Origin of the sequence: Tomitella biformata AHU 1821, assembly GCF_000524475.1 — a bacterium.
Lineage (GTDB): Bacteria > Actinomycetota > Actinomycetes > Mycobacteriales > Mycobacteriaceae > Tomitella > Tomitella biformata.
Map to the genome: position 1 here is coordinate 1 of NZ_BAVQ01000038.1, position 20,000 is coordinate 20,000.

The following is a 20,000-nucleotide window of genomic DNA, read 5'->3' on the forward strand; positions in this document are numbered from 1 at the left end:
ATTTACGTGAGACACCCGATTTTCCTGGGCCGGACGGTCAACCACCGCCACAACGAGAATAACCACACGAGAACGCCCGGACGGCAAGACAAGCTATCGGCAGCCATACAATGCCCGGCAACACAGCACCCTCACCTGCGCTTTTCTCGAAACTGTCACACCCTCGGCGCATCATCCCCACCATGAACGCTCTGTCAGCAATCGGACTGCTCGCCGCGCTGCTTCTCGGTGCCCTATTGGGCTGGCTGGCCCATGCCTCGCGAACCGGTGATCGGCTCGCCCGCGCAGAAGCCCTGCTCGAGGCGCGCGAGGATGGGGAGCGCACCCTGCTGACTTCCCTCAACGCTGTCAACGCCGACTCGGCCCAACGCCAGGCCGGGGCGGTGGGGGCTCAGATGGCTCATATCGTGGGCCCGCTCCGAGACGCCGTGGGGACCCTGGCCAAACAGGTGGAGGCGATCGAGCGTGAGCGGGTCCACGCCTATGCGGGCCTGACCGAACAGGTGGTCGGCATGCGCCGGGCCTCCCAGCAGCTGACCGCGCAGACCACCCAGCTAGTTGGAGCCCTGCGTTCGCCGCAGATCCGGGGCCGGTGGGGCGAACTGCAGTTGGAGCGGGTAGTCGAACTCGCCGGTATGACCCGGCACTGCGATTTCGACACCCAGGTGTCGGCCGATGCTGCCGAGGGTGGGCGCACCACCAAGGTCCGCCCCGACATGATCGTCCGGCTCGCCGGCGGACGCCAGATCGTTGTGGACGCGAAGGTGCCCTTCTCCGCCTATCTGGACGCGCTGTCGGCCGACAAGCCCCAAGACAAAGAGCAACTGATGTTCCGGCATGCGGCGCAGTTGCGCAGCCATGTGGACCAACTGGCGGCGAAGTCGTACTGGCAGTCCTTCGATCCAACCCCGGAATTCGTGGTGCTCTTCGTCCCCGGCGACCCTTTTCTCGACGCCGCACTGTCCACTGACCCCGGTCTGCTCGAGTTCGCGTTCAGCAAAAATGTTGTGCTCACCACCCCCACGACTCTGATCGCGCTCCTGCGCACCGTGGCGTTGACGTGGCGGCAGGAGGCGTTCTCGCGCGATGCCACAGCGATTCACAACCTCGGCAAGGAGCTGTATCAGCGGCTAGACACGATGGCCCGGCACATGGATAAGGCCGGTGGCCACCTTGGGAAGGCCGTGGAGGCATTCAATGCCACGGCCGCGTCCATGGAGTCCCGAGTGATGGTGACCGCCCGGAAACTCGCCGAGCTCGATGTTTCCAGCGACCAGCCGGCGGAGATTCGGCGGGTAGACGAGTCGCCTAGGCACCTCCGGGCCGCATCGACACGCGAGACCGACATGTCTACAAATGCCACTCCCCTGACCAATACAGCTAACCTCGGGGGGTGACAGTTACTCAACGCGCCCGAGGACGAGTACCACTCGACCAACGGTCGGTGCTTCAGTCTGTGTCTGGCCTGCCCTGGTGGGGTGCGTTGGCATGTGCGGCGATCCCCATCACGATCGGCTATCTGATTGACGATATCGCCGGCTCAGAGCTCACCATGTTCTTCAGCGTGATGTTCTTCATCGGCTGTGTCGCCGCCGTGCTGATGGTCCAGAATAAGTCGCTGTTCACCGCCATGGTGCAGCCACCGCTGCTGCTGATCATCGCCGTCCCCTTGGCATATAAGACCTTCGCGGTAGGGCCCACGCAGGGCTTGAAGAGCCTGGTGTTGGACTTGGTCCTGCCCCTCATCGACCGGTTCCCCACCATGGCGTTCACCACAGTGGTTGTCTGGGTCATCGGCGCATTCAGGCTCACGCTGTACATCCAGGAACGCCGCGGAAAACAAGGCGCCGCAGGCCGTCGTCGGTCGCCCACGGGCTCCCCGAGGACCACGAACCGCGAGACGGTCTCAGCCTCCTCCGCCGCGACTCGCAGCGACTCGGCGCGGCAGGCGCCACTGCGAAAGCCTGCAGCACGCTCATCGGCAGCAGCGGACAGGCCCGCGGCCGGCCAGCGCTCGGCGACTCCTCGAGCTGCCTCGCCCAGGTCTGCCGCAGCCAATCCCTCTGCAGCCAATCCTGCTGCCGCTGTCCCCGACGCACACCGCAGCAACGAACCACGCCAGAGCGGCAGCGTGCCACCGAATACTCGGACCCGGCGGGCGTCCGCGCAGCCGTCCCGCGAAGATCCACGTTCCCCGGATCGGCAGCCGCGTACGCACCGTGACGATGTGCCCCGGACCCGCAGTTCGCGCGGCCACCGTTATGCCGGCGAACCCCAACAGTCGTCACAGCCCAGCCAGCCGGCACCACGCAGGAGCCCTCCGCCACCCGCAACCGATGAGCCCACCACGACCACGGGTCGGCGTCGGAGGCAGCAGGAGTCGGTGCGCGAGTTCGCGGAGCGCCAGGCCGAGGTGCCGCGCTACCGGGCGAACCGGCCGGAGAAGCCTCGCCCGGACACAGCAGATCCGGGCAAGACAAGTCCGGACGAGAAGTCGGACTATCCCAGGCTGCCCAACGTCCGGTACCGCGACTAGCCAGTCCAGACCCCCAGTCCAGACCTCTAGTCCTGGCTGTTCGCCCAGCTCGTTCGCCCTCAACGCCAAAATTGCCCGCCACCTCAGTTTCCCGAGGTGGCGGGCAATTCGCACTGCAGGGCCTCCTGCGCTGTGGGGCTGTCAGCCCGGTGGCATCAGCTGGGCTTGACCGTCAGGTTCAGGACGCGGCTGGGACGCAGTTCCCGGGGCAAGGAGAACACAAGCGTCTCCTGTGCGGTCTTGACGGGCTCGACGTCGGCGTACCCATGCTCGGAGAGCAGGTCCAGAACCCCTCGCACCAGAATCTCGGGCACTGACGCGCCGGAAGTCAGGCCGACCGTCCGCACACCCTCGAGCCAGGCCAGGTCGATCTCGTTCGCGTAGTCCACCAGGTGGGACGCCTTGGCTCCGGCCTGCAACGCCACCTCGACGAGCCGCACCGAGTTTGACGAGTTCTCTGAGCCGACCACGATCACCAGGTCGCAGCGCGGAGCCATCTCCTTGACGGCGACCTGGCGGTTCTGCGTCGCGTAGCAAATATCGTCGCTCGGCGGGTCCTGCAGGTCGGGGAAACGCTCCCGCAGCTTCCGTACGGTGAGCATGGTCTCATCAACGCTCAGTGTGGTCTGCGAGAGCCAGATGACCTTGGACTCGTCCCGCACAGTCACCTTGTCGACGTCCTCAGGGCCATTGACGACCTGTACGTGATCGGGCGCCTCGCCCGCCGTGCCCTCGACCTCTTCGTGCCCGTCATGGCCGATCAGCAGGATGTCGAAGTCGTCGCGCGCGAACCGCTTGGCCTCCTGGTGGACCTTGGTCACCAGCGGGCAAGTCGCGTCGATGGTGTGCAGGTGGCGATTGTCGGCGGCGTCGCGAACCGCCGGCGAGACGCCGTGCGCGGAGAACACCAGCAGCGAGCCCTCCGGCACCTCGTCCGTCTCGTCGACGAAGATCACACCCTGTTCCATCAAGGTGTCCACCACATGGCGGTTGTGGACGATCTCCTTGCGCACGTAGATGGGCGCGCCGTGTTTCTTCAGTGCACGTTCGACGGTTTCAACCGCACGATCGACGCCAGCGCAATAGCCGCGCGGCTCGGCAAGTAGAACTCGCTTTTCACCAGCAGGAATGACAGAGGCAGACATGACCCCATCGTACGTATGTAAAACGCTGGCGGCACCTCGCCTACCATCGACCCGAGGTATAGGGCACTCTAGAGGAATGATCCGTCCCCCTTTTATGGCGAGAGTGGCCGCTGGCTTGGCTTTGACCCTCGTTGAAGAAACCCGTCGGCTGCCCACCACCGCGGTGACTTTGCCCATGACTTCGGTGAGCCTGATGCTGCAGACCACCATGCGGGTCCAGCAGACCATCACCGGCCTCGCGATCAAGGGCGACCAGGCGCTGTCATTCATGTATCCCGCCCGAGAGCAGCCCGAATGGGCGGTTTTCGATGAGGATCAGACACCTGATGCAGACCTGCCCGCGGTGAAGGCGGACCGTGGCACGGAGGCTGGCGGAATCGGGCGTTTCGCGCTGTACTCCACACCGATCGCCGCGGTGGAGGCGACCACTGGGCCAGCCGAAGTGAAGGCGTCAGGTGCCGTCGAGGCTGCCGCTTCGACTCCGGAGTCCGCTGAGAAGTCAGGCGTCGTGGAGTACCTCAACTATGACGGGCTCACCCTCGCCCAGCTCCGCTCGCGGTTGCGCACGCTGTCCTTGGATGAGCTCGCGGAACTGCTGACGCATGAGCGCGCCGGATCCGCTCGCTCGCCGTATCTGACGATGCTGGAGAACCGCATCGCCAGCACCCCCGCCAAGTGACCGCACCCCAGGCCCGTCCGGCCCAGGGTGCCAGCACTGCGGAGCAGCCGTGGCCTGTGCGCGTGGTCGCGACGAAGATCTCGGATTGGATCAACCGTCTCGGCTCCATCTGGGTTGAGGGCGAGATCACGCAACTCAACGCGCGGCCGGGCACCCGCACCGCGTTCATCGTGCTGCGGGACCCGTCCGCGGACATGTCCCTGTCCATCACCTGCTCCCCCACCCTGCTGCGCGATTCCCCGGTTCCGCTGACCGAGGGCAGCCGCGTGGTCGTCTACGGCAAGCCGACGTTCTACACCGGCCGCGGCACGCTCTCACTGCGGGTCACGGAGATCCGTGCCGTCGGGATCGGCGAGCTGCTTGCGCGCATCGAGCGACTGCGGCAACTGCTCGCGGCGGAGGGCTTGTTCGACCCCCGCCTCAAGCGTCCGCTGCCGTTCCTGCCAGGCACGATTGGGCTGATCACCGGGCGCGCCAGCGCGGCCGAGCGCGATGTCCTTTCGGTGGCCCAGCGTCGGTGGCCGGACGTCCGCTTCGAGGTCCGAAACACCCCGGTGCAGGGCACCACCGCCGTCCCGTTGGTCATCGAGGCGCTCCGGGAGCTCGACGCGAACCCTGCCGTGGAGGTCATCATCATCGCCCGCGGCGGCGGCAGCGTCGAGGACCTGCTGCCGTTCTCCGACGAGGCACTGTGCCGCGCGGTCTCCAAGGCCACCACCCCGGTGGTCAGCGCCATCGGGCACGAGCCCGATAATCCGCTGCTCGACCATGTCGCCGATCTCCGCGCGGCCACACCCACGGACGCAGCGAAAATGGTGGTGCCCGACGTTATTGCGGAACGCGCGCTGGTCTCGGAACTGCGCGGTCGCAGCGCGAGCGCCCTGCGTTCCTGGGTCCAACGCGAGATGCACGGACTGGCCCAGATCCGGAGCCGTCCGGTGCTCGCCAACCCTCTCGGTGCGATGGAGCAGAAATCTGAGGAGGTCACCCGGCTACTCGCCAACGTCCGGCGCGATGTCCAGCGTGGAGTCGCCGCCGAGCAGACGACGCTGGCGCACCTCGCTGCCCGCCTCACCACCCTGGGCCCCGCCGCGACGCTTGCCCGCGGCTACGCGGTGGTGCAGCGGATCCTGCCCGACGCCACCACGGAGGTGCTGCGGTCCGTCCAAGACGCGCCGCCCGGCGCACAGATCCGCGTTCGAGTCGCCGACGGCGCGGTCCGCGCCGCCGTCATCGGCAAGGACTGACTCTCCATCCCCTTCAATCGTTAGGAATAAGCAGTGAGCAGCACCGATGAGAAGCCCGTCGACGAGCTCGGCTACGAGGACGCGCGCGATGAGTTGATCGACGTGGTCCGTGTCCTCGAGCAGGGCGGCCTGGATCTGGACGCTTCGCTATCTCTGTGGGAGCGGGGCGAGAAGCTGGCCAAGCGCTGCGAGTTCCACCTGGCCGGGGCCCGCGAGCGCATCGAGAAGACCCTTGCCGAGGGCACTGCCGACCAGGGCTGACTGGCTAGCTAGCTGGTTGGCAGGGGCTGGGCCTGGCTGAAGGCTGTTGCCAGTGCCGAGAATTCCTCCGGCGAGCCGCTACCGGTAATGGAGACGCTCGAGTTCGGTAGCTGCGCCACCCATAGGGTCTCGGCGTCCGCGTCCGAGAACACCGCCCAGACCTGGTCGCCGATCACCTCTTCGCCCGTGATGTTCCGCGAGCCCGAGGCCGTGAACTGCTGCAGCATGTCGGCGGAGATGCCCGACTGCGTGATCTGCAAGAACGTCGTCCGATCGGTGACGTAGCCGAGGTTCACGGCCACGCCGCCGTCCGTGTTCGCGATCTCCACAGTCCCGCCGGAGTTGGTGGTCCAGCCCTCGGGAGTCGCCGGCAGCCGCAGCGGGAAGGCCACCTTTTTAGCCTGCGAGCTAAGCGCGAGTTGGGCGTCGTACCTGGGGATCTCGCCCACCGACGGTCCGCCCGGACGGAACGCGCAGGAGCCTGCAATCCCCGCGACTATAAGGCAGATAATGACGAACGGAATCAGCGTCATGACCATGTCGCGACTGCTCAAGTGTAAACGGGACTGTTGGTTTGCCACGCCCCTAGTATCGCAGCCAGCCGAACGCTGGTTGGACTCCGGTGCGAGTCAGCGACCGGCGCTCTGCGAGAATTGACCCAAATTCCGGACATTCACCCATCAGCCGCGCGTTAACCTCGCGTGTCTGATGACCTGCCTAGGAGGACGCGCCCTATGACGGCCACATCTGCACCCACGCACCGCGAGGCTCCCGATCGCAACCTCGCCATGGAGTTGGTGCGCGTGACAGAGGCGGCTGCCATGGCGGCCGGACGCTGGGTCGGGCGCGGTGATAAAGAGGGCGGCGACGGCGCAGCGGTAGACGCCATGCGCCACATGGTCAGCTCGGTCTCCATGCGCGGCGTCGTCGTGATCGGCGAGGGCGAGAAGGACGAGGCCCCGATGCTGTACAACGGCGAAGAGGTCGGCAACGGCGACGGCCCCGACTGCGACGTCGCGGTTGACCCCGTCGACGGCACGACGCTGATGTCCAAGGGCATGCCGAACTCCATCGCGGTCCTGGCGTGCGCCGACCGCGGCGCCATGTTCGACCCGTCCGCCGTCTTCTACATGGAGAAGATCGCGGTGGGCCCGGACGCCGCCGACGTTATCGACATTGAGGCCCCGATCCTCGAGAACATCCGCCGCGTCGCCAAGACGAAGCGCTCGGACGTGTCCGAGGTGACGGTGTGCATCCTCGACCGTCCCCGCCACGCCAAGCTGATCCAGGACGTCCGCGACACCGGCGCGCGCATCCAGCTGATCTCCGATGGCGATGTCGCCGGCGCCATCGCCACCGCGCGCCCCGAGTCCGGCGTCGACATTCTGCTAGGCATCGGCGGCACCCCCGAGGGCATCATCGCGGCCGCCGCGATGCGCTGCATGGGCGGCGCGCTGCAGGGCAAGCTCGCCCCGATGGACGACGCGGAGCGCGAGAAGGCGATCGCGGCCGGGCATGACCTGGACCGCGTGCTGTTCACCGAGGACCTCGTCTCCGGCGAGAACATCTTCTTCTGCGCCACCGGCGTCACTGATGGCGACCTACTGCGCGGCGTGCGCTACGCGGGCGGCGGCGCGACGACGCACTCCATCGTCATGCGCAGCAAGTCCGGCACGGTCCGCATGGTCGAGGCACATCACCGGCTTGCAAAGCTGCGCGAGTACACCACGGTGGACTTCACCCACCAGGGCTAGACGCGGAAGAGCTAAGACGGACACAGCCCGGCCGGGACAGCCCGCAATCGCTGCTCCGGCCGGGCTGTCTCAGCTACTCAGCCCCGTCGCGGGCAGCTTCGTCCAGCCACGGGTGAAGGCGGACTTCAGCCGCACCGCGTTGTCGAGGTCCACACCGACGTTGGGGTGCCGGGCCAGCAGCTCCTCCAACGCGATCCGCCCCTGCAACCGTGCCAGGTGCGAGCCGATGCAGAAGTGCACGCCGCTGCTGAACCCGAGGTGTCGCGGGATGCGCCGGGTGATGTCGAGTTCCCCTGCGGTGGGGCCGTATTCGCGCTCGTCACGGTTCCCGGACGCATAGAGCATCATGACCTTCTCCCCCTCCGGGATCTCGATACCGTGGACCGTCACCGGCTTGAGGGTGGTTCGGGCCAAGCCCTGCGCTGATCCCTCGAGGCGCAGAAACTCCAGGAGGGCGTTGGGGATCAGCTCGGGCTCGGCGACGAGGCGGTCACGTTGCGCGTGGTCGCCGTCGAGCAGCATCACGCCGTGGGAGATGAGATTGCCGGTGGTGTCGTTGCCACCGGCCACCAGCACGAAGCAGAAGCCGAGGATGTCCCAGTCCGTGAGCCTCTCGCCATCGAGCTCGGCGTGGGCAAGGACGCTGATCATGTCGTCGCCGGGATTCGCGCGGCGGGCGGTGATGAGCTCCGAGAAATAGCCGAACATCTGCGCTACAGCGTCCTTGGCCTCTAGCGCTTGGATGTCGAACCCACTGTCCTGCAGCGAGGTCAGGGCCCGCACCCACGGGTCGAACTGGTCACGCTCGCCCTCCGGCAGGTCGAACAGCTCAGCCAACACGAAGGTCGGGATCTGCGAGGAGAAATCACCGTGCAGGTCCACCGTCTCCCCCTGCGCGATCATGGCGGCCATCTCGTCGAGGCGGCCGCGCACGAACTCGCGAATAAGCGGCTCCATCGACAGCACCCGATGCGGGGTGAAGCCCTTCGCGATGAGGCTGCGCAGGCGGGTATGGCGGGGCGGGTCAAGCATGACGATGGTCGGGGCGAGGCCGAGCTGGCCGATCTCGTCGGGGTAGAACGTCAGACCGCTCTCGGAGGAGAACGCGGAGTTGTCCCGCACCGCGGTCCAGATGTCCTCGAAGCGGGAGAGCGCCCAGAATCCGGGCTCGGCGTGCCGGTGGACGGGGTCGTTCTCGCGGAGTTCGTGGTACGCCGGGTAGGGGTTCGACTGGAAGGCGTCGCCGAAGGGGTCATACACGGTGGTCAGTGCCTGGGTCATGAGTGCTCCTCGTCCGTTCACGGATCTCGCCAATTAACAGCGCCTGTTAATAGTATCCGTTAATCTGTGCTCTATGTCACGGGAACCAAGCTCCACACGAGAGAAGCTGCTGGCCGCGGGCGCGGAACTTTTCGCCCGCGACGGCATCGACGGGGCGCTGACCAGGGCCATCGTCACCGCGGCCGGCCAGTCCAACGACTCCGCGATCAATTACCACTTCGGCTCCCGCCACGGCCTGCTCACCGCGATACTCGACGAGCACATGGCCGCCATCGAGTCCCGCCAACCCGAAGGGCCGCTGCCCGCGGACATCCCCGGGCTGATCCGCATCATCACAACCCCGGTTTCTCGCGAGCTGGAGTCGCCGGCGGGCCGCAACTTCCTCCGGATCATCGTGCAGCTGTCTGGACAGTCCGGCGTGACGACCCGGCAGATGCCGAATCCACTGCGCGGAAGCAGCGTCGGTGGCCAACTCGCTGCGCTGGACGACGCGCTGCGGACAGTCCTGCCGGAGGAGGTGGCGCTCGAACGCCTCGCCATGCTGGTCAGCATGCTGACCGCAGTGCTCGCGGACCGCGGCCGACGTCTCGACGGCGGCCAGCCCATCCTCCTCGACCACGACCTCTTCGTCGCCAACACCGTCGCGATGCTCACCGCGGCCATGCTCGCGCCCCACGCTGTAGGCCAGCCCGCCAGCCCACCGGTCGAAAACTAAGGACGCCCATGCGCCGCAACGCCTTCGCCACTCGATCTCTCACGCTGCTGGCCGCCACGGCGCTGGCAATCTCGGGGCACGGGCTGGCCAACGCCGCCCCGTTCGGCCCCCTGCCGCCGGCCAACCCGTTCCTCGGCCCGGTGGGCACCGCGACGATGCACGGCGACGCGGAGTCCTCCGACACGACGCCCTCCGCCGGGCCCGGCACCGGAGCGGTCGACGCCCGGTATGTGCCGTTGCTGGGCGCCTGCCCCACGATCTTGCAGGGCTCGGACGAGATGCCGATGGCGTTGTGCACCAATATCATCGGCCGTGAGCCGGTGGTGCATCTGCTCGATCCCGCGACCGGGGCCTCGATCGCGTCGTTGACGCTGACGAAGGGCAGCCTGCTGGGCGGCGTGTACGCCTATGTGGACGACCAAGACCGGATGGTCATGGTCGACGGCAACACGGACATGCTGCGCATCGGCCACTCCCGGGGCGGCGACGGGGCCTGGCGGCTGACCATCGACTCCGAGACCCCGCTGGCCGACCCCGTCACCGGGCACTGCGGCGGCGGCGACTGCGACGCCGTCAACTCGCTGATGCCTGACCGGGACGGCAATGTCTGGCTGGCGAGCGCCCTCGGGGTCGTCGGCGTCGTGGCGCCGGACGGTACCGTCCGAACCAAAATCCTTGCGGGCGAGCAGATTGCGAACAGCATCTCCACCGCGGCCTTCGGCACCGCAGTGACAACCGACCACGCGACGTACCTGTTCACCGCGGACTCCGCGAGCGCGCCCACCGTCGTCTGGCGCGCGGAGTATGACCGCGGCACTGCCCGCAAGCCCGGCCAGCTCAGCTGGGGCTCGGGGGCCAGCCCCACGTTCTTCGGCCCGGAGAAGGGCAACGAGTACCTGGCGATCACCGACAACGCCGACGCGCAGGAGAGCCTCATCGTCTACCGCTCCGCCACCGGCGAGACCGTCTGCGAGGCACCAATCTTCACGCCCGGGTCCAGTGGCACCGAGGACTCCCCCGTCGGCTCCGGCAACTCGGTGTTCCTCACCAGCACCTATGGTTACCCGTATCCCGCCCTGCCCGAGGGTGCCGGCCCGTCGTCCCCGGCGATGGCCCCGATCGCGGGCGGTATGACCCGCATCGACGTCAATGCCGCGGGCGACAGCTGCGAGACGGTGTGGGAGAACGACATCCATTCCTCAGCCGTGCCGCGGCTGTCTCTGGCCGACGGCCTGCTGTACACAATCACCCGCGACGCGCTGTTCCCCAACGCCATCGCAGGTTCGGCCGACCTGCCGATCCAGGAGCCCATGCTCGACATGGCCACCGGCGTCCTCGACAGCTACTCTTACACCGCGATCGATGCGGGTACCGGGGAGGTCCGGGCGCGCCAGCAGATCGGGGCCAGCGCGGTGGTCGACACCCTCGAGATGGTCGGCATGATCACCCCAGACCGGGTCATGTACCAGGGCACCATCACGGGGCTCCTGCGCATCGCGCCGCGCTAGGCCTGGGTTTCGCCACCACCCGGTGGCAGAGTGGATCCCATGAGCGATCCCACGAACGACGCCGCAGACGGCCAGGCCCAGTTCCGCATCGAGCACGACACCATGGGAGAGGTCCGCGTGCCCATCGACGCCCTGTGGCAGGCGCAGACGCAGCGCGCGGTGGAGAACTTCCCCATCAGCGGCCGGGGGCTCGAGCGCTCGCAGATTCGGGCGATGGGGCTGCTCAAGGCCGCGTGCGCGCAGGTGAACCTGGACCTGGGGCTGCTCGACGCGGCACGTGCCACCGCGATTATCGACGCGGCCACGGAGATCGCCGATGGCAAGCACGACGCGCAGTTCCCCATCGACGTGTTCCAGACGGGGTCCGGCACCAGCTCCAATATGAATGCGAATGAGGTGATCGCGTCGATCGCCGCGCGCGCCGGCGTCGCAGTGCACCCCAACGACCACGTGAACATGTCGCAGTCCTCCAATGACACCTTCCCGACGGCGGTCCACGTGGCGGCCACCGAATCGGCGGTCACCGACCTGATCCCCGCGCTCGAGCACCTGCACGACGCCCTCGCCGCCAAGTCCCGCGAATGGCGCACCGTCGTCAAGTCTGGCCGCACCCACCTGATGGACGCGGTGCCCGTGACGCTCGGGCAGGAGTTCGGCGGCTACGCGCGGCAGGTCGAGGCGGGTATCGAGCGGGTACGGGCGACACTGCCGCGGCTGGGCGAGCTCCCCATCGGCGGCACGGCCGTCGGCACAGGGCTCAACGCGCCCGCCGGCTTCGGCCCCCTCGTGGTCGCGGAGCTCGTCCAGTCCACCGGGCTCACCGACCTGCGTGCGGCCCTCGATCCTTTCGAGGCGCAGGCGGCGCGCGATGGGCTTGTCGAGGCCTCCGGCGCGCTGCGCACCATCGCAGTGTCCATGACGAAGATCGCCAACGACATCCGCTGGATGGGCTCGGGTCCGCTCACCGGGCTCGGCGAGATCCACCTGCCGGACCTGCAGCCCGGCAGCTCGATCATGCCCGGCAAGGTGAACCCGGTGTTACCGGAGGCGATGGCCCAGGTCGCCGCCCAGGTCGTCGGGAACGACGCGGCCGTCGCGTGGGGCGGGGCATCTGGCGCCTTCGAGCTCAACGTCACGATCCCGATGATGGCCCGCAACCTGCTGGAGTCATTCCGGTTGCTGGCCAACGTCTCCCGCCTGTTCGCGGACCGCTGCGTGGACGGGCTCCTCGCGAACGTCGAGCACCTGAAGGAGATGGCCGAGTCCTCGCCCTCCATTGTTACCCCGCTGAACTCGGCGATCGGCTACGAGGAGGCGGCGGCCGTCGCGAAAGAGGCGCTGCGGGAGCGCAAGACGATCCGCCAGGCCGTCCTCGACCGCGGACTGGTGCCCGACAAGCTCAGCGAGGAGGAGCTGGACCGGCGACTAGATGTGCTGGCGATGACCAGGGTGCAGGAAATGCCGTGAACCCCTTAGCTGTTGGCGGTCCGGTATTGGCCGCGGCAATCCAGCTCGACGCCCGGCTCGCCGACGTCTCTCACAACCTCGCGCAGTGCGAGCGGCTCGCCGACGAAGCCGGCAGTCGCGGCGCAAGGATCATCGGCCTGCCCGAGTTCTTCAGCACCGGGATCGCTTTCGACCGGCGGCTCCATGATTGCGCGCTACCGCCCGACGGCGCCGCGACACAGTTGCTGACCCGCCTCGCCCGACGCCACCACGCCCTGGTGGGCGGCTCGTTCCTCTGCCGTGACGCGGACGGCCACGTGCGCAACGCGTATCTGCTCGCCGGTCCCGACGGCGTCCTCGGCCGGCACGATAAGGATCTGCCGACGATGTGGGAGAACGCCTTCTATATCGGCGGGGCGGATTCCGGGGTTCTCAGCGCGCCCCCGCTGCGGGTCGGGGCGGCGGTCTGCTGGGAGTTGATGCGCACCGGCACCGCGGAGCGGCTGCGCGGCCGGGTTGATCTGCTGATGACTGGCTCAGGGTGGTGGACGGTGCCGGGCTGGCGGCCCCACACGGTGTTCGACGCGATGGAGCGCCGCAACGCCGCCACCGCCCGTGCCGCCGCCGCTGATTTCGCCCGCTTCGCTGGTGCTCCACTGGTGCACGCCGCGCACTGTGGTCCGATCGAATGCCCCATGCCGTGGCTGCCGCTGCGCTACCGCGGCAGGTTCGAGGGCGCAACGCTGATCACGGATGGGGCGGGCCGGGTGCTCGCCGAACGCTCCGCCGAGCAGGGGCCGGGGGTGGTGCTCGCGGAGATCCAGCCGGGCGCGGTGGCCCGGTCGCTACCGCTCCCCCGGCGATTCTGGCTGCACCGCCGGGGCGCCATGCCGACGCTCGCCTGGCTTTACCAGGGCGTGCACGGTCGCCGCGTTTACGCGCGCGTCAATCCCCGTCCGGCATTAGACTCGGCCCGAGCCTATTTCACCCCGGCCGACGGCGGCCATGAGGAGCAGCCTTGACCCACATGCAGTCGACCCACCTCAAGTCGACCCCGATGCAGCAGTCTTGACCGGCACCCGCCGCCGGTTCGGTCGCGCTGGGGCGCCGGCTCTCAGCGCGGTCGGGGTGGCCCTCGCCGCCGCGATATCCCTCTCCGCGTGCACCACAGTGCCCCAGCCGATCCCCGGCCTGGAGACCCCAACCGCCGAGGCACCCGCGCCGGAGCCGACGAAGCCGTCCCCTGAGCAGGCCTCCGCTGTGCCGATCCCCGACGGGCAGATCGATGCCGCTGTCGCGCAGTTGGACTCGCTCGCGACTGGCCTGCTGGACTCCTCGCAGGCGCCGGGTCTGTCCGTCGCGGTGGTGCGCGACGGAAAGACGGTCTACGCCAAGGGCTTCGGCGTCGGCGACGTTGCGACCAAGACCCCGGTGGACGCCGACACCGTGTTTCCGCTCGGGGCGGCGTCGCAGGCGCTCGCCGCCACCGTCGTCGCGCGGCAGCTCGGCGAGCAGGACCTGTCGTGGGATACCCCGGTCCGCCAGCTGCTGCCCACGTTCACGTTGGCGGACAGCTATGTCAGCGACCACGTCACCCTCGGCGATCTGTTCGCGCAGCGCTCCGGCCTCCCCGCGCACACGGGCGAGCTCGCGGCGAGCCTCGGCTTCGACCGCCAGCAGCAGCTCGAGCGGCTGCGCTATCTGCCGCTTACGCCCTTTCGCGCGACCTCGGTTCCGAGTGCCATTGGTGTCACCGCCGCCGGCGAGGCCGTCGCACAGGCGGCGGGCACCGATTGGGCCTCCCTGTCCCAGCGGCTGCTCTACGAGCCACTCGGCATGCGCGCCACCAGCTCCCGCGACAGCGACTACCGTGCCCGGGCGGACCGGGCCGTCACGCATGTGGAGCAGGACGGAGCCTTCACCGTCGTACCCGACGCGGTCGAGCCGGACGCGCTCTCCCCCGCCGCCGGCGTGAGCTCGAGCGCCGCGGACATGGGCCGCTGGATGGCCATGGTCCTGGACGGCGGATCCGCTGCGGGCGCCCAGCTGATCCCGGCCGAGGACCTGTTGCCGGCGTTGTCCCCGCAGTCGGTGCCGGACCCGCCCGCGACGGCCGACGCACGCGCCGCAAGCCACGGTTTCGGCTTCGACATCTCCACCTCCGCCGCTGGCCGGGTGCAGCTGTCCGCACCAAGCGCTGCTGCCGCGTTCACCCTGATCCCGTCCGCAGATGTCGGCATCGTGGTGCTGAGCAATGCGTCGGACTCCTGGGTGCCGGCGGCGCTCACCGCGCAGTTTGCCGACCTCGTGCAGACCGGCGCGCAGACCCAGGACTGGCCGGCGCTGGCTAAGGAGGCCACAGCGGCCGCGGCGGGCGCTGCCACCGGCACGCTGGCGGGTGCCACACCGCCGGCCAAACCCACTCCGACCGCCGCGCTGACCAGCTACGACGGCGTCTACAAGAACGACTTCTTCGGCCCTGCCACCGTCACCACCAGCAACGACTCCCTGATCCTGACCCTCGGGCCGGACGGGGCCACATTCCCGCTCACCCACTGGGACGGCGGCACGTTCACGATGACGCCGCCCGCTGGCGCCGCGCCCCCGGCATCGATCTCACGGGTCGTTTTCGCCGATGGCGTCATGCAGATCGAGTACCTTGACCAGAACGGCCTCGGCACGTTCTCTAAGAATTGAGGTGCTATGACCACCACGGATTTCGATCTCATCGCTGACGCGGCCCTCGCGGCCAAGATCGCCACCAGTGCCGGGAAACTGCTCCTCGACCTGCGGCTGGATGCGAGCATCCAGGATCCGGACGAGTTGCGGGATGAGGGCGATCGACGTGCCCACGAGCACATCATGGCCTTGTTGGACAAGCATTTTCCGGATGACGCAGTGCTATCGGAGGAGGGCGTCGACGAGAAGAGCCGGCTCCGCGCCGCGCGCACCTGGATCGTCGACCCGCTCGATGGGACCAACGAGTACGGATTTGCTGAGCGCGGCGACTGGGGCGTGCACATCGCGCTGGTGATCGACCACATTGCGGTGCTCGGCGCCGTCGCGATCCCCTCGCTCGGCATCACCTATGGCAGCGGCACCGTCACGCCCCCGATGTTCGGCGACACCGGCCGGTTGAAGATCGCGGTCAGCCGCTCGCGCCGCTCCACCGTGGCCGCGGTGATCGCGGACGGCCTCGGTGCGGAGATCGTGCGCATGGGCTCGGCCGGCGCGAAGGCGATGGCCGTCGTGCGCGGGGACGTCGACATCTACGCGCACTCCGGCGGGATGTACGAGTGGGACTCGGCGGCGCCAGTCGCCGTTGCCGCCGCCGCCGGCCTGCATACCTCCCGCATCGACGGATCGCCGCTGCGGTACAACCACGACGATCCGTGGCTCCCGGACCTGCTGATCTGCCGGCGGGATGTGGCGGCCGAGGTCCTGGCGATCGTCAACCGGTAACCTGTGTCGGCACCCAATGTGGTGGTGCCCACCAGCTTTCGGCCGCGCCCAAGAGTCCGCCCGGTAGCGGCGCGGCGGGGCCCCCTGCACACAATTTCGCAGATCATGCGACATCCTTGGTTCGCACGTTGCATGATCTGGTGGGACAGGGAGTAGGCGATGCCGGTGAAGCCCGACAAGCACAGCACGACCGAGAAGCACAGCACGTTCGACCGGTGGCGGGGCCAGGTGCCGCACGTTGCCGGGCTTGTCCTGGCCCTGTTCTCGACAGCCGCGTTCTTGACGAGCATTTTCCCGGCCTTGCGGCACCTGACCCATGGTGCCCGTGGGTTCATGGACCAGTACTACTTCGATATGCCGGACACCAGCCTCGCCTGGGCCGTGGTGCTCGCGCTGCTCGCCGCCGCCGTCGCCGCGCGCAAGCGCATCGGCTGGTGGCTGCTGGTGATCTACCTGGCGTTGTTCCTGGTGGCGAATATCAGCGAGCTGGTCGCCGATCCGGACAACGCGAACGCCGCCGTCGCGCTCGCGGTCCATGTGTTCGTGATCGCGCTGCTCATCGTCGCGAAACGGCAGTTCCCCACCCGCGTGCGGCGCGGTTCTGGGCGTCGGGCCCTCGCGGTGCTTATCGGCGGGCTCGCGCTGGGCACCTTGGCCGGCTGGGGCCTGGTGGCCCTGTTTCCCGGGACCCTGGAACAGGGCGACCATCTCGCCTGGGCCGCGAACCGGGTGGTGCTGTTCTCGAACGCGGACGACAATAATTTCATTGGCCACACCCACGGACCGGTCAACACCGTCCTCGGGCTGTTCGGCGCCCTCGCGGTCATCGCCGCGGCCGTCACCCTGTTCCGCTCCCAGCGCGCGGACAACGCGCTCACCGGCGACGACGAGTCCCTGCTACGCGGACTCCTGGCCCGGTACAGCGCCGAGGACTCCCTCGGCTACTTCGCCACCAGGCGGGACAAGGCCGTGGTCTTCGCCGAGAGCGGGCGGGCTGCGGTCACCTATCGGGTGGAAGTGGGCGTGTGCCTGGCCAGCGGGGACCCGATCGGCGAGCCGGCCGCCTGGCCCGCCGCGATCGAGGCCTGGCTCGCGCAAGCCGCCGAGTACGGCTGGACCCCGGCAGTCATGGGCGCCAGCTCCAGCGGGGCCACAGCGTACGACAAGTACGGGCTCACCGCGCTCGAGCTCGGCGACGAGGCCATCCTCCACACCCGCACCTTCAGCCTCGCCGGCCGCGAGATGCGTCCGGTCCGCCAAGCGGTCACCCGCATCAAGCGGTCCGGCGCACTGGTCCGTATCCGCCGGCACCGTGACATCGAGCCCGCTGAGATGGCCGAGGTGACCAGGCTTGCCGACGCGTGGCGCGGCGCGGAGACCGAGCGCGGCTTCTCTATGGCGCTGGGCCGGCTGGGCGATCCCGCCGATGGCGATTGCCTACTGGTGGAGACCCTCATCCCGCCGGAGCCAGGCGCCGAGCCCGTCGTCGCCGCAATGCTGTCCTTCGTCCCCTGGGGTCGCACCGGAGTCTCACTGGACCTAATGCGCCGAGATCCGAAGTCGCCGAACGGCGTCGTCGAGTTCATGACCGCCGAGCTGGCCGAGGAGTCAGAACACCTTGGCATCCAACGGATCTCGCTGAACTTTGCCGTCTTCAGGTCTGTCTTCGAGGAGGGGGCGCGGATCGGCGCGGGCCCCATACTGCGGGCGTGGCGGCGCCTGCTGCTGTTCTTCTCACGATGGTGGCAGCTCGAGTCCCTGTACCGCTCCAACGTGAAGTACCAACCGCAGTGGGAGCCGCGCTACCTCTGCTTCGCGGACAACCGGCTGCTGCCGCGCATCAGCATCGCCTCCGGCATCGCCGAGGGCTTCATCTCCGTGCCCCGGCTCAGCCGCCGCGCCTCGGGGCACACCGGTCAACACTCCTCCGTGCCCGCGCTGGTCCAATCCACCGAGCTCCTGCACACCGACGGCACCGGGCCAGACCTGCCCGCCGAGCTGGCGGCGTCCCAATCTGTCGAATCCCGACCCGGGCCACGACGCCCCGACCAGGTGCGCGTCCGAATCGCGAAGGCGCAGCGGCTCATCCACGACGGCGTCGACCCGTATCCCGTCGCCCAGCAGCCCACCCACACCATCGCCGAGGCGCTGGTGGTCGTCGCCGGCACCACGGTCCGCGTGTCCGGCCGGTTGCTGCGGCTCCGCGATCACGGCGGCGTCGTGTTCGCGCTGCTGCGGGACTGGTCTGGGGATATCCAAATCCTCGCCGATGTCTCCGGCATGGGTGCCGAGGCCCTCACGCAGTTCACATCGAGGGTGGACCTCGGCGACCTCGTCGAGGTCTCCGGCCGCATCGGGGCCAGCAACTCCGGCGAGCTCTCGCTGCTGGTCCGCGAGTGGCGGATGAACGCGAAATGCCTGCACCCGCTCCCCGACAAATGGCGCGGGCTCACCGACCCCGAGGCGCGCGTGCGCAACCGGTACGTGGACCTGGCCATCAACCCGGAGGCCCGCGCCATCGCCACTGCCCGCAGCGCCGTCCTGCACTCGCTGCGCGACTCGCTGCACCGGCAGGGCTTCCTCGAGGTGGAGACGCCCATCCTGCAGCAGGTGCACGGCGGCGCCAACGCCCGCCCGTTCACCACCCACATCAACGCCTACGACCTGGATCTGTACCTGCGAATCGCCCCAGAGCTGTATCTCAAGAGACTCTGCGTCGGCGGCATGGACAAGGTCTTCGAGCTGGGCCGCACGTTCCGCAACGAGGGCGTGGACTACAGCCACAATCCGGAGTTCACCATCCTCGAGGCCTACGAGGCGCACAGCGACTACCTGCGCATGATGGACACCTGCCGCGCGCTGATCCAGGGCGCGGCCATCGCCGCCAACGGCAGCTGCGTGATCATGCGGCCTGGCCCCTCTGGGGGCCTTGAGCCCGTGGACATCTCCGGTAAGTGGCCGGTGATCACCCTGCACGACGCCGTCGCCCGGGCACTCGGCGAAGACATCGGACCCGAGACCGGGCTCAAGGAGTTGCGCCGCTACGCCGACGCCGCGAAAGTCCCGTGGCAGCCCGCGTGGGACGCGGGCGCGGTGGCGCTGGAGCTATACGAGCACCTGGTGGAGGACGCCACCCAGGAGCCCACCTTCTACACCGACTTTCCCACCTCGGTCTCGCCGCTGACCCGGCCGCACCGGCTGCGTGCTGGCGTCGCGGAGCGCTGGGATCTGGTGGCCTACGGCGTGGAGCTCGGCACCGCGTACAGCGAGCTGACCGACCCACTGGATCAGCGCGAGCGGCTCACCGCGCAGTCGCTGCTGGCCGCGGACGGGGACCCGGAGGCCATGGAGCTCGACGAGGATTTCCTGCGCGCGCTCGAGCACGGCATGCCGCCCACTGGGGGCCTCGGCATGGGAGTGGACCGTGTGGTCATGCTCATCACCGGCATGAGCATCCGTGAGACGCTGCCATTCCCGCTGGCCAAGCCCCGGTAGCGCCCGACTACGGTGGCCGCGACAGAATCGTTGGCTGGGAAAGGGTTTCAGGTAATGCGGATACGACGGAGCGCAACCATGATCGCACTGGCTGGCGCCATGCTCGCGGTGTCAGCCACCCCGGCCTTGGCCGATCCCGCCTCGGACTACACCGGAGCCGTGTCGCTCGGAATCCTGGCCCCCGGCGCCGGACCGGCAGCCTGCGTCCCGCTCGGGCTTTGACACGTTCCCCGTCGCCGACCAGACCGGCCTGCCCGGGCGCGTGGACCTGCGCACCGCGACGACCACCTTCAACCGCCTGTGAACTGCACACACGTCCCCGGGAGGACCCGGGACCGTGGCGGCTCGTGCCCCTCCCGCACTGCCTGAACGGAATCCTGACCAGTATCTCCGTCGACGACGATGAGATGACCGCCATAGACGGCGAAGGCTGGCTGTACACGATGGACAACGTGCTGCACCCGCCCTGGA

At 68.4% G+C, this 20,000-nt stretch carries 17 protein-coding genes; 14 read left to right on the plus strand and 3 right to left on the minus strand.

Translation table 11 applies throughout. The annotated features are described in order from the left end of the window. The first annotated feature begins 182 nt into the window (after nt 1–182). A complete protein-coding gene (locus TBIF_RS13620; protein ID WP_024795350.1) occupies nt 183–1,397 on the plus strand; it encodes a DNA recombination protein RmuC in 1,215 nt (404 codons plus the stop codon). A 47-nt stretch (nt 1,398–1,444) separates the two neighbouring features. Continuing rightward, nucleotides 1,445–2,536 (plus strand): DUF6542 domain-containing protein, encoded by a 1,092-nt coding sequence (locus TBIF_RS25415; RefSeq protein ID WP_148302266.1) that lies wholly within the window; start codon nt 1,445–1,447, stop codon nt 2,534–2,536. Between the two features lie 155 nt (nt 2,537–2,691). Here TBIF_RS25415 and TBIF_RS13635 read toward each other — a convergent pair whose 3' ends face one another. Then, on the minus strand, nt 2,692–3,681 hold the full coding sequence (locus TBIF_RS13635; RefSeq protein WP_024795352.1) for a 4-hydroxy-3-methylbut-2-enyl diphosphate reductase: 990 nt from the start codon (nt 3,679–3,681) through the stop codon (nt 2,692–2,694). Between the two features lie 76 nt (nt 3,682–3,757). Between TBIF_RS13635 and TBIF_RS13640 the strand changes: the two genes are divergently transcribed. From TBIF_RS13640 to TBIF_RS13650, 3 genes are read left to right on the plus strand one after another with little or no spacing between them, the layout of a single operon-like run. Further along, the gene (locus TBIF_RS13640; protein WP_024795353.1) at nt 3,758–4,360 is read left to right on the plus strand and encodes a lipid droplet-associated protein; all 603 of its coding nucleotides are present in this window, start codon (nt 3,758–3,760) and stop codon (nt 4,358–4,360) included. Then, nucleotides 4,357–5,607 carry an exodeoxyribonuclease VII large subunit gene (gene xseA, locus TBIF_RS13645; protein ID WP_024795354.1) on the plus strand — a complete coding sequence of 417 codons (1,251 nt, stop codon included), beginning with the start codon at nt 4,357–4,359 and terminating at the stop codon, nt 5,605–5,607. Before TBIF_RS13640 ends, xseA begins: the two co-directional genes overlap by 4 nt. Nucleotides 5,608–5,640: 33 nt before the next feature. Then, complete coding sequence (locus TBIF_RS13650; RefSeq protein ID WP_024795355.1) at nt 5,641–5,868, plus strand: exodeoxyribonuclease VII small subunit; 228 nt, start codon at nt 5,641–5,643, stop codon at nt 5,866–5,868. 8 nt (nt 5,869–5,876) lie between these two features. Here the strand turns inward: TBIF_RS13650 and TBIF_RS13655 are convergent, their stop codons facing one another. Next, nucleotides 5,877–6,422: a DUF4245 domain-containing protein gene (locus TBIF_RS13655; RefSeq protein ID WP_148302267.1), complete on the minus strand. Its 546-nt coding sequence runs from the start codon at nt 6,420–6,422 to the stop codon at nt 5,877–5,879. A gap of 180 nt (nt 6,423–6,602) precedes the next feature. Here TBIF_RS13655 and glpX point away from each other — a divergent pair, with 180 nt between their 5' ends. Beyond that, entirely contained in the window at nt 6,603–7,622 is a 1,020-nt protein-coding gene (glpX, locus tag TBIF_RS13660) for a class II fructose-bisphosphatase (RefSeq protein WP_024795357.1), read from the plus strand. 69 nt (nt 7,623–7,691) lie between these two features. On the opposite strand, the gene TBIF_RS13665 is transcribed toward glpX, so the two are convergent. Beyond that, nucleotides 7,692–8,903: a cytochrome P450 gene (locus TBIF_RS13665; RefSeq protein WP_235174735.1), complete on the minus strand. Its 1,212-nt coding sequence runs from the start codon at nt 8,901–8,903 to the stop codon at nt 7,692–7,694. A 73-nt stretch (nt 8,904–8,976) separates the two neighbouring features. Between TBIF_RS13665 and TBIF_RS24510 the strand changes: the two genes are divergently transcribed. The 8 genes from TBIF_RS24510 (at nt 8,977) to TBIF_RS25700 (ending at nt 19,751) form a co-directional block, all read left to right on the plus strand. Continuing rightward, on the plus strand, nt 8,977–9,618 hold the full coding sequence (locus TBIF_RS24510) for a TetR/AcrR family transcriptional regulator (RefSeq protein WP_051461540.1): 642 nt from the start codon (nt 8,977–8,979) through the stop codon (nt 9,616–9,618). A gap of 8 nt (nt 9,619–9,626) precedes the next feature. Beyond that, the gene (locus TBIF_RS23600) at nt 9,627–11,126 is read left to right on the plus strand and encodes a hypothetical protein (protein ID WP_038171171.1); all 1,500 of its coding nucleotides are present in this window, start codon (nt 9,627–9,629) and stop codon (nt 11,124–11,126) included. 39 nt (nt 11,127–11,165) lie between these two features. Then, on the plus strand, nt 11,166–12,593 hold the full coding sequence (locus TBIF_RS13680) for a class II fumarate hydratase (protein ID WP_024795359.1): 1,428 nt from the start codon (nt 11,166–11,168) through the stop codon (nt 12,591–12,593). After that, nucleotides 12,590–13,594 carry a carbon-nitrogen hydrolase family protein gene (locus TBIF_RS13685; RefSeq protein WP_084611707.1) on the plus strand — a complete coding sequence of 335 codons (1,005 nt, stop codon included), beginning with the start codon at nt 12,590–12,592 and terminating at the stop codon, nt 13,592–13,594. The genes TBIF_RS13680 and TBIF_RS13685 overlap by 4 nt, the downstream gene beginning before the upstream one ends. 46 nt (nt 13,595–13,640) lie before the next feature. Then, on the plus strand, nt 13,641–15,269 hold the full coding sequence (locus tag TBIF_RS13690) for a serine hydrolase (RefSeq protein ID WP_024795361.1): 1,629 nt from the start codon (nt 13,641–13,643) through the stop codon (nt 15,267–15,269). A gap of 6 nt (nt 15,270–15,275) precedes the next feature. Continuing rightward, a complete protein-coding gene (locus TBIF_RS13695; RefSeq protein ID WP_024795362.1) occupies nt 15,276–16,034 on the plus strand; it encodes a 3'(2'),5'-bisphosphate nucleotidase CysQ in 759 nt (252 codons plus the stop codon). A gap of 159 nt (nt 16,035–16,193) precedes the next feature. Beyond that, a complete protein-coding gene (lysX, locus tag TBIF_RS13700; RefSeq protein ID WP_024795363.1) occupies nt 16,194–19,529 on the plus strand; it encodes a bifunctional lysylphosphatidylglycerol synthetase/lysine--tRNA ligase LysX in 3,336 nt (1,111 codons plus the stop codon). 78 nt (nt 19,530–19,607) lie between these two features. Continuing rightward, on the plus strand, nt 19,608–19,751 hold the full coding sequence (locus tag TBIF_RS25700; RefSeq protein WP_158506346.1) for a hypothetical protein: 144 nt from the start codon (nt 19,608–19,610) through the stop codon (nt 19,749–19,751). Nucleotides 19,752–20,000: the final 249 nt, after the last annotated feature.

Excerpts from the sequence above, each read along its gene's own strand:
- glpX (WP_024795357.1), top strand. The coding sequence starts at position 6,603 with ATGACGGCCACATCTGCACCCACGCACCGCGAGGCTCCCGATCGCAAC.
- TBIF_RS24510 (WP_051461540.1), top strand. The coding sequence starts at position 8,977 with ATGTCACGGGAACCAAGCTCCACACGAGAGAAGCTGCTGGCCGCGGGC.
- TBIF_RS23600 (WP_038171171.1), top strand. The coding sequence starts at position 9,627 with ATGCGCCGCAACGCCTTCGCCACTCGATCTCTCACGCTGCTGGCCGCC.
- TBIF_RS25700 (WP_158506346.1), top strand. The coding sequence starts at position 19,608 with ATGATCGCACTGGCTGGCGCCATGCTCGCGGTGTCAGCCACCCCGGCC.
- TBIF_RS13620 (WP_024795350.1), top strand. The coding sequence starts at position 183 with ATGAACGCTCTGTCAGCAATCGGACTGCTCGCCGCGCTGCTTCTCGGT.
- TBIF_RS13635 (WP_024795352.1), bottom strand. The coding sequence starts at position 3,681 with ATGTCTGCCTCTGTCATTCCTGCTGGTGAAAAGCGAGTTCTACTTGCC.
- lysX (WP_024795363.1), top strand. The coding sequence starts at position 16,194 with ATGCCGGTGAAGCCCGACAAGCACAGCACGACCGAGAAGCACAGCACG.
- TBIF_RS13640 (WP_024795353.1), top strand. The coding sequence starts at position 3,758 with ATGATCCGTCCCCCTTTTATGGCGAGAGTGGCCGCTGGCTTGGCTTTG.
- TBIF_RS13695 (WP_024795362.1), top strand. The coding sequence starts at position 15,276 with ATGACCACCACGGATTTCGATCTCATCGCTGACGCGGCCCTCGCGGCC.
- TBIF_RS13665 (WP_235174735.1), bottom strand. The coding sequence starts at position 8,903 with ATGACCCAGGCACTGACCACCGTGTATGACCCCTTCGGCGACGCCTTC.
- TBIF_RS13680 (WP_024795359.1), top strand. The coding sequence starts at position 11,166 with ATGAGCGATCCCACGAACGACGCCGCAGACGGCCAGGCCCAGTTCCGC.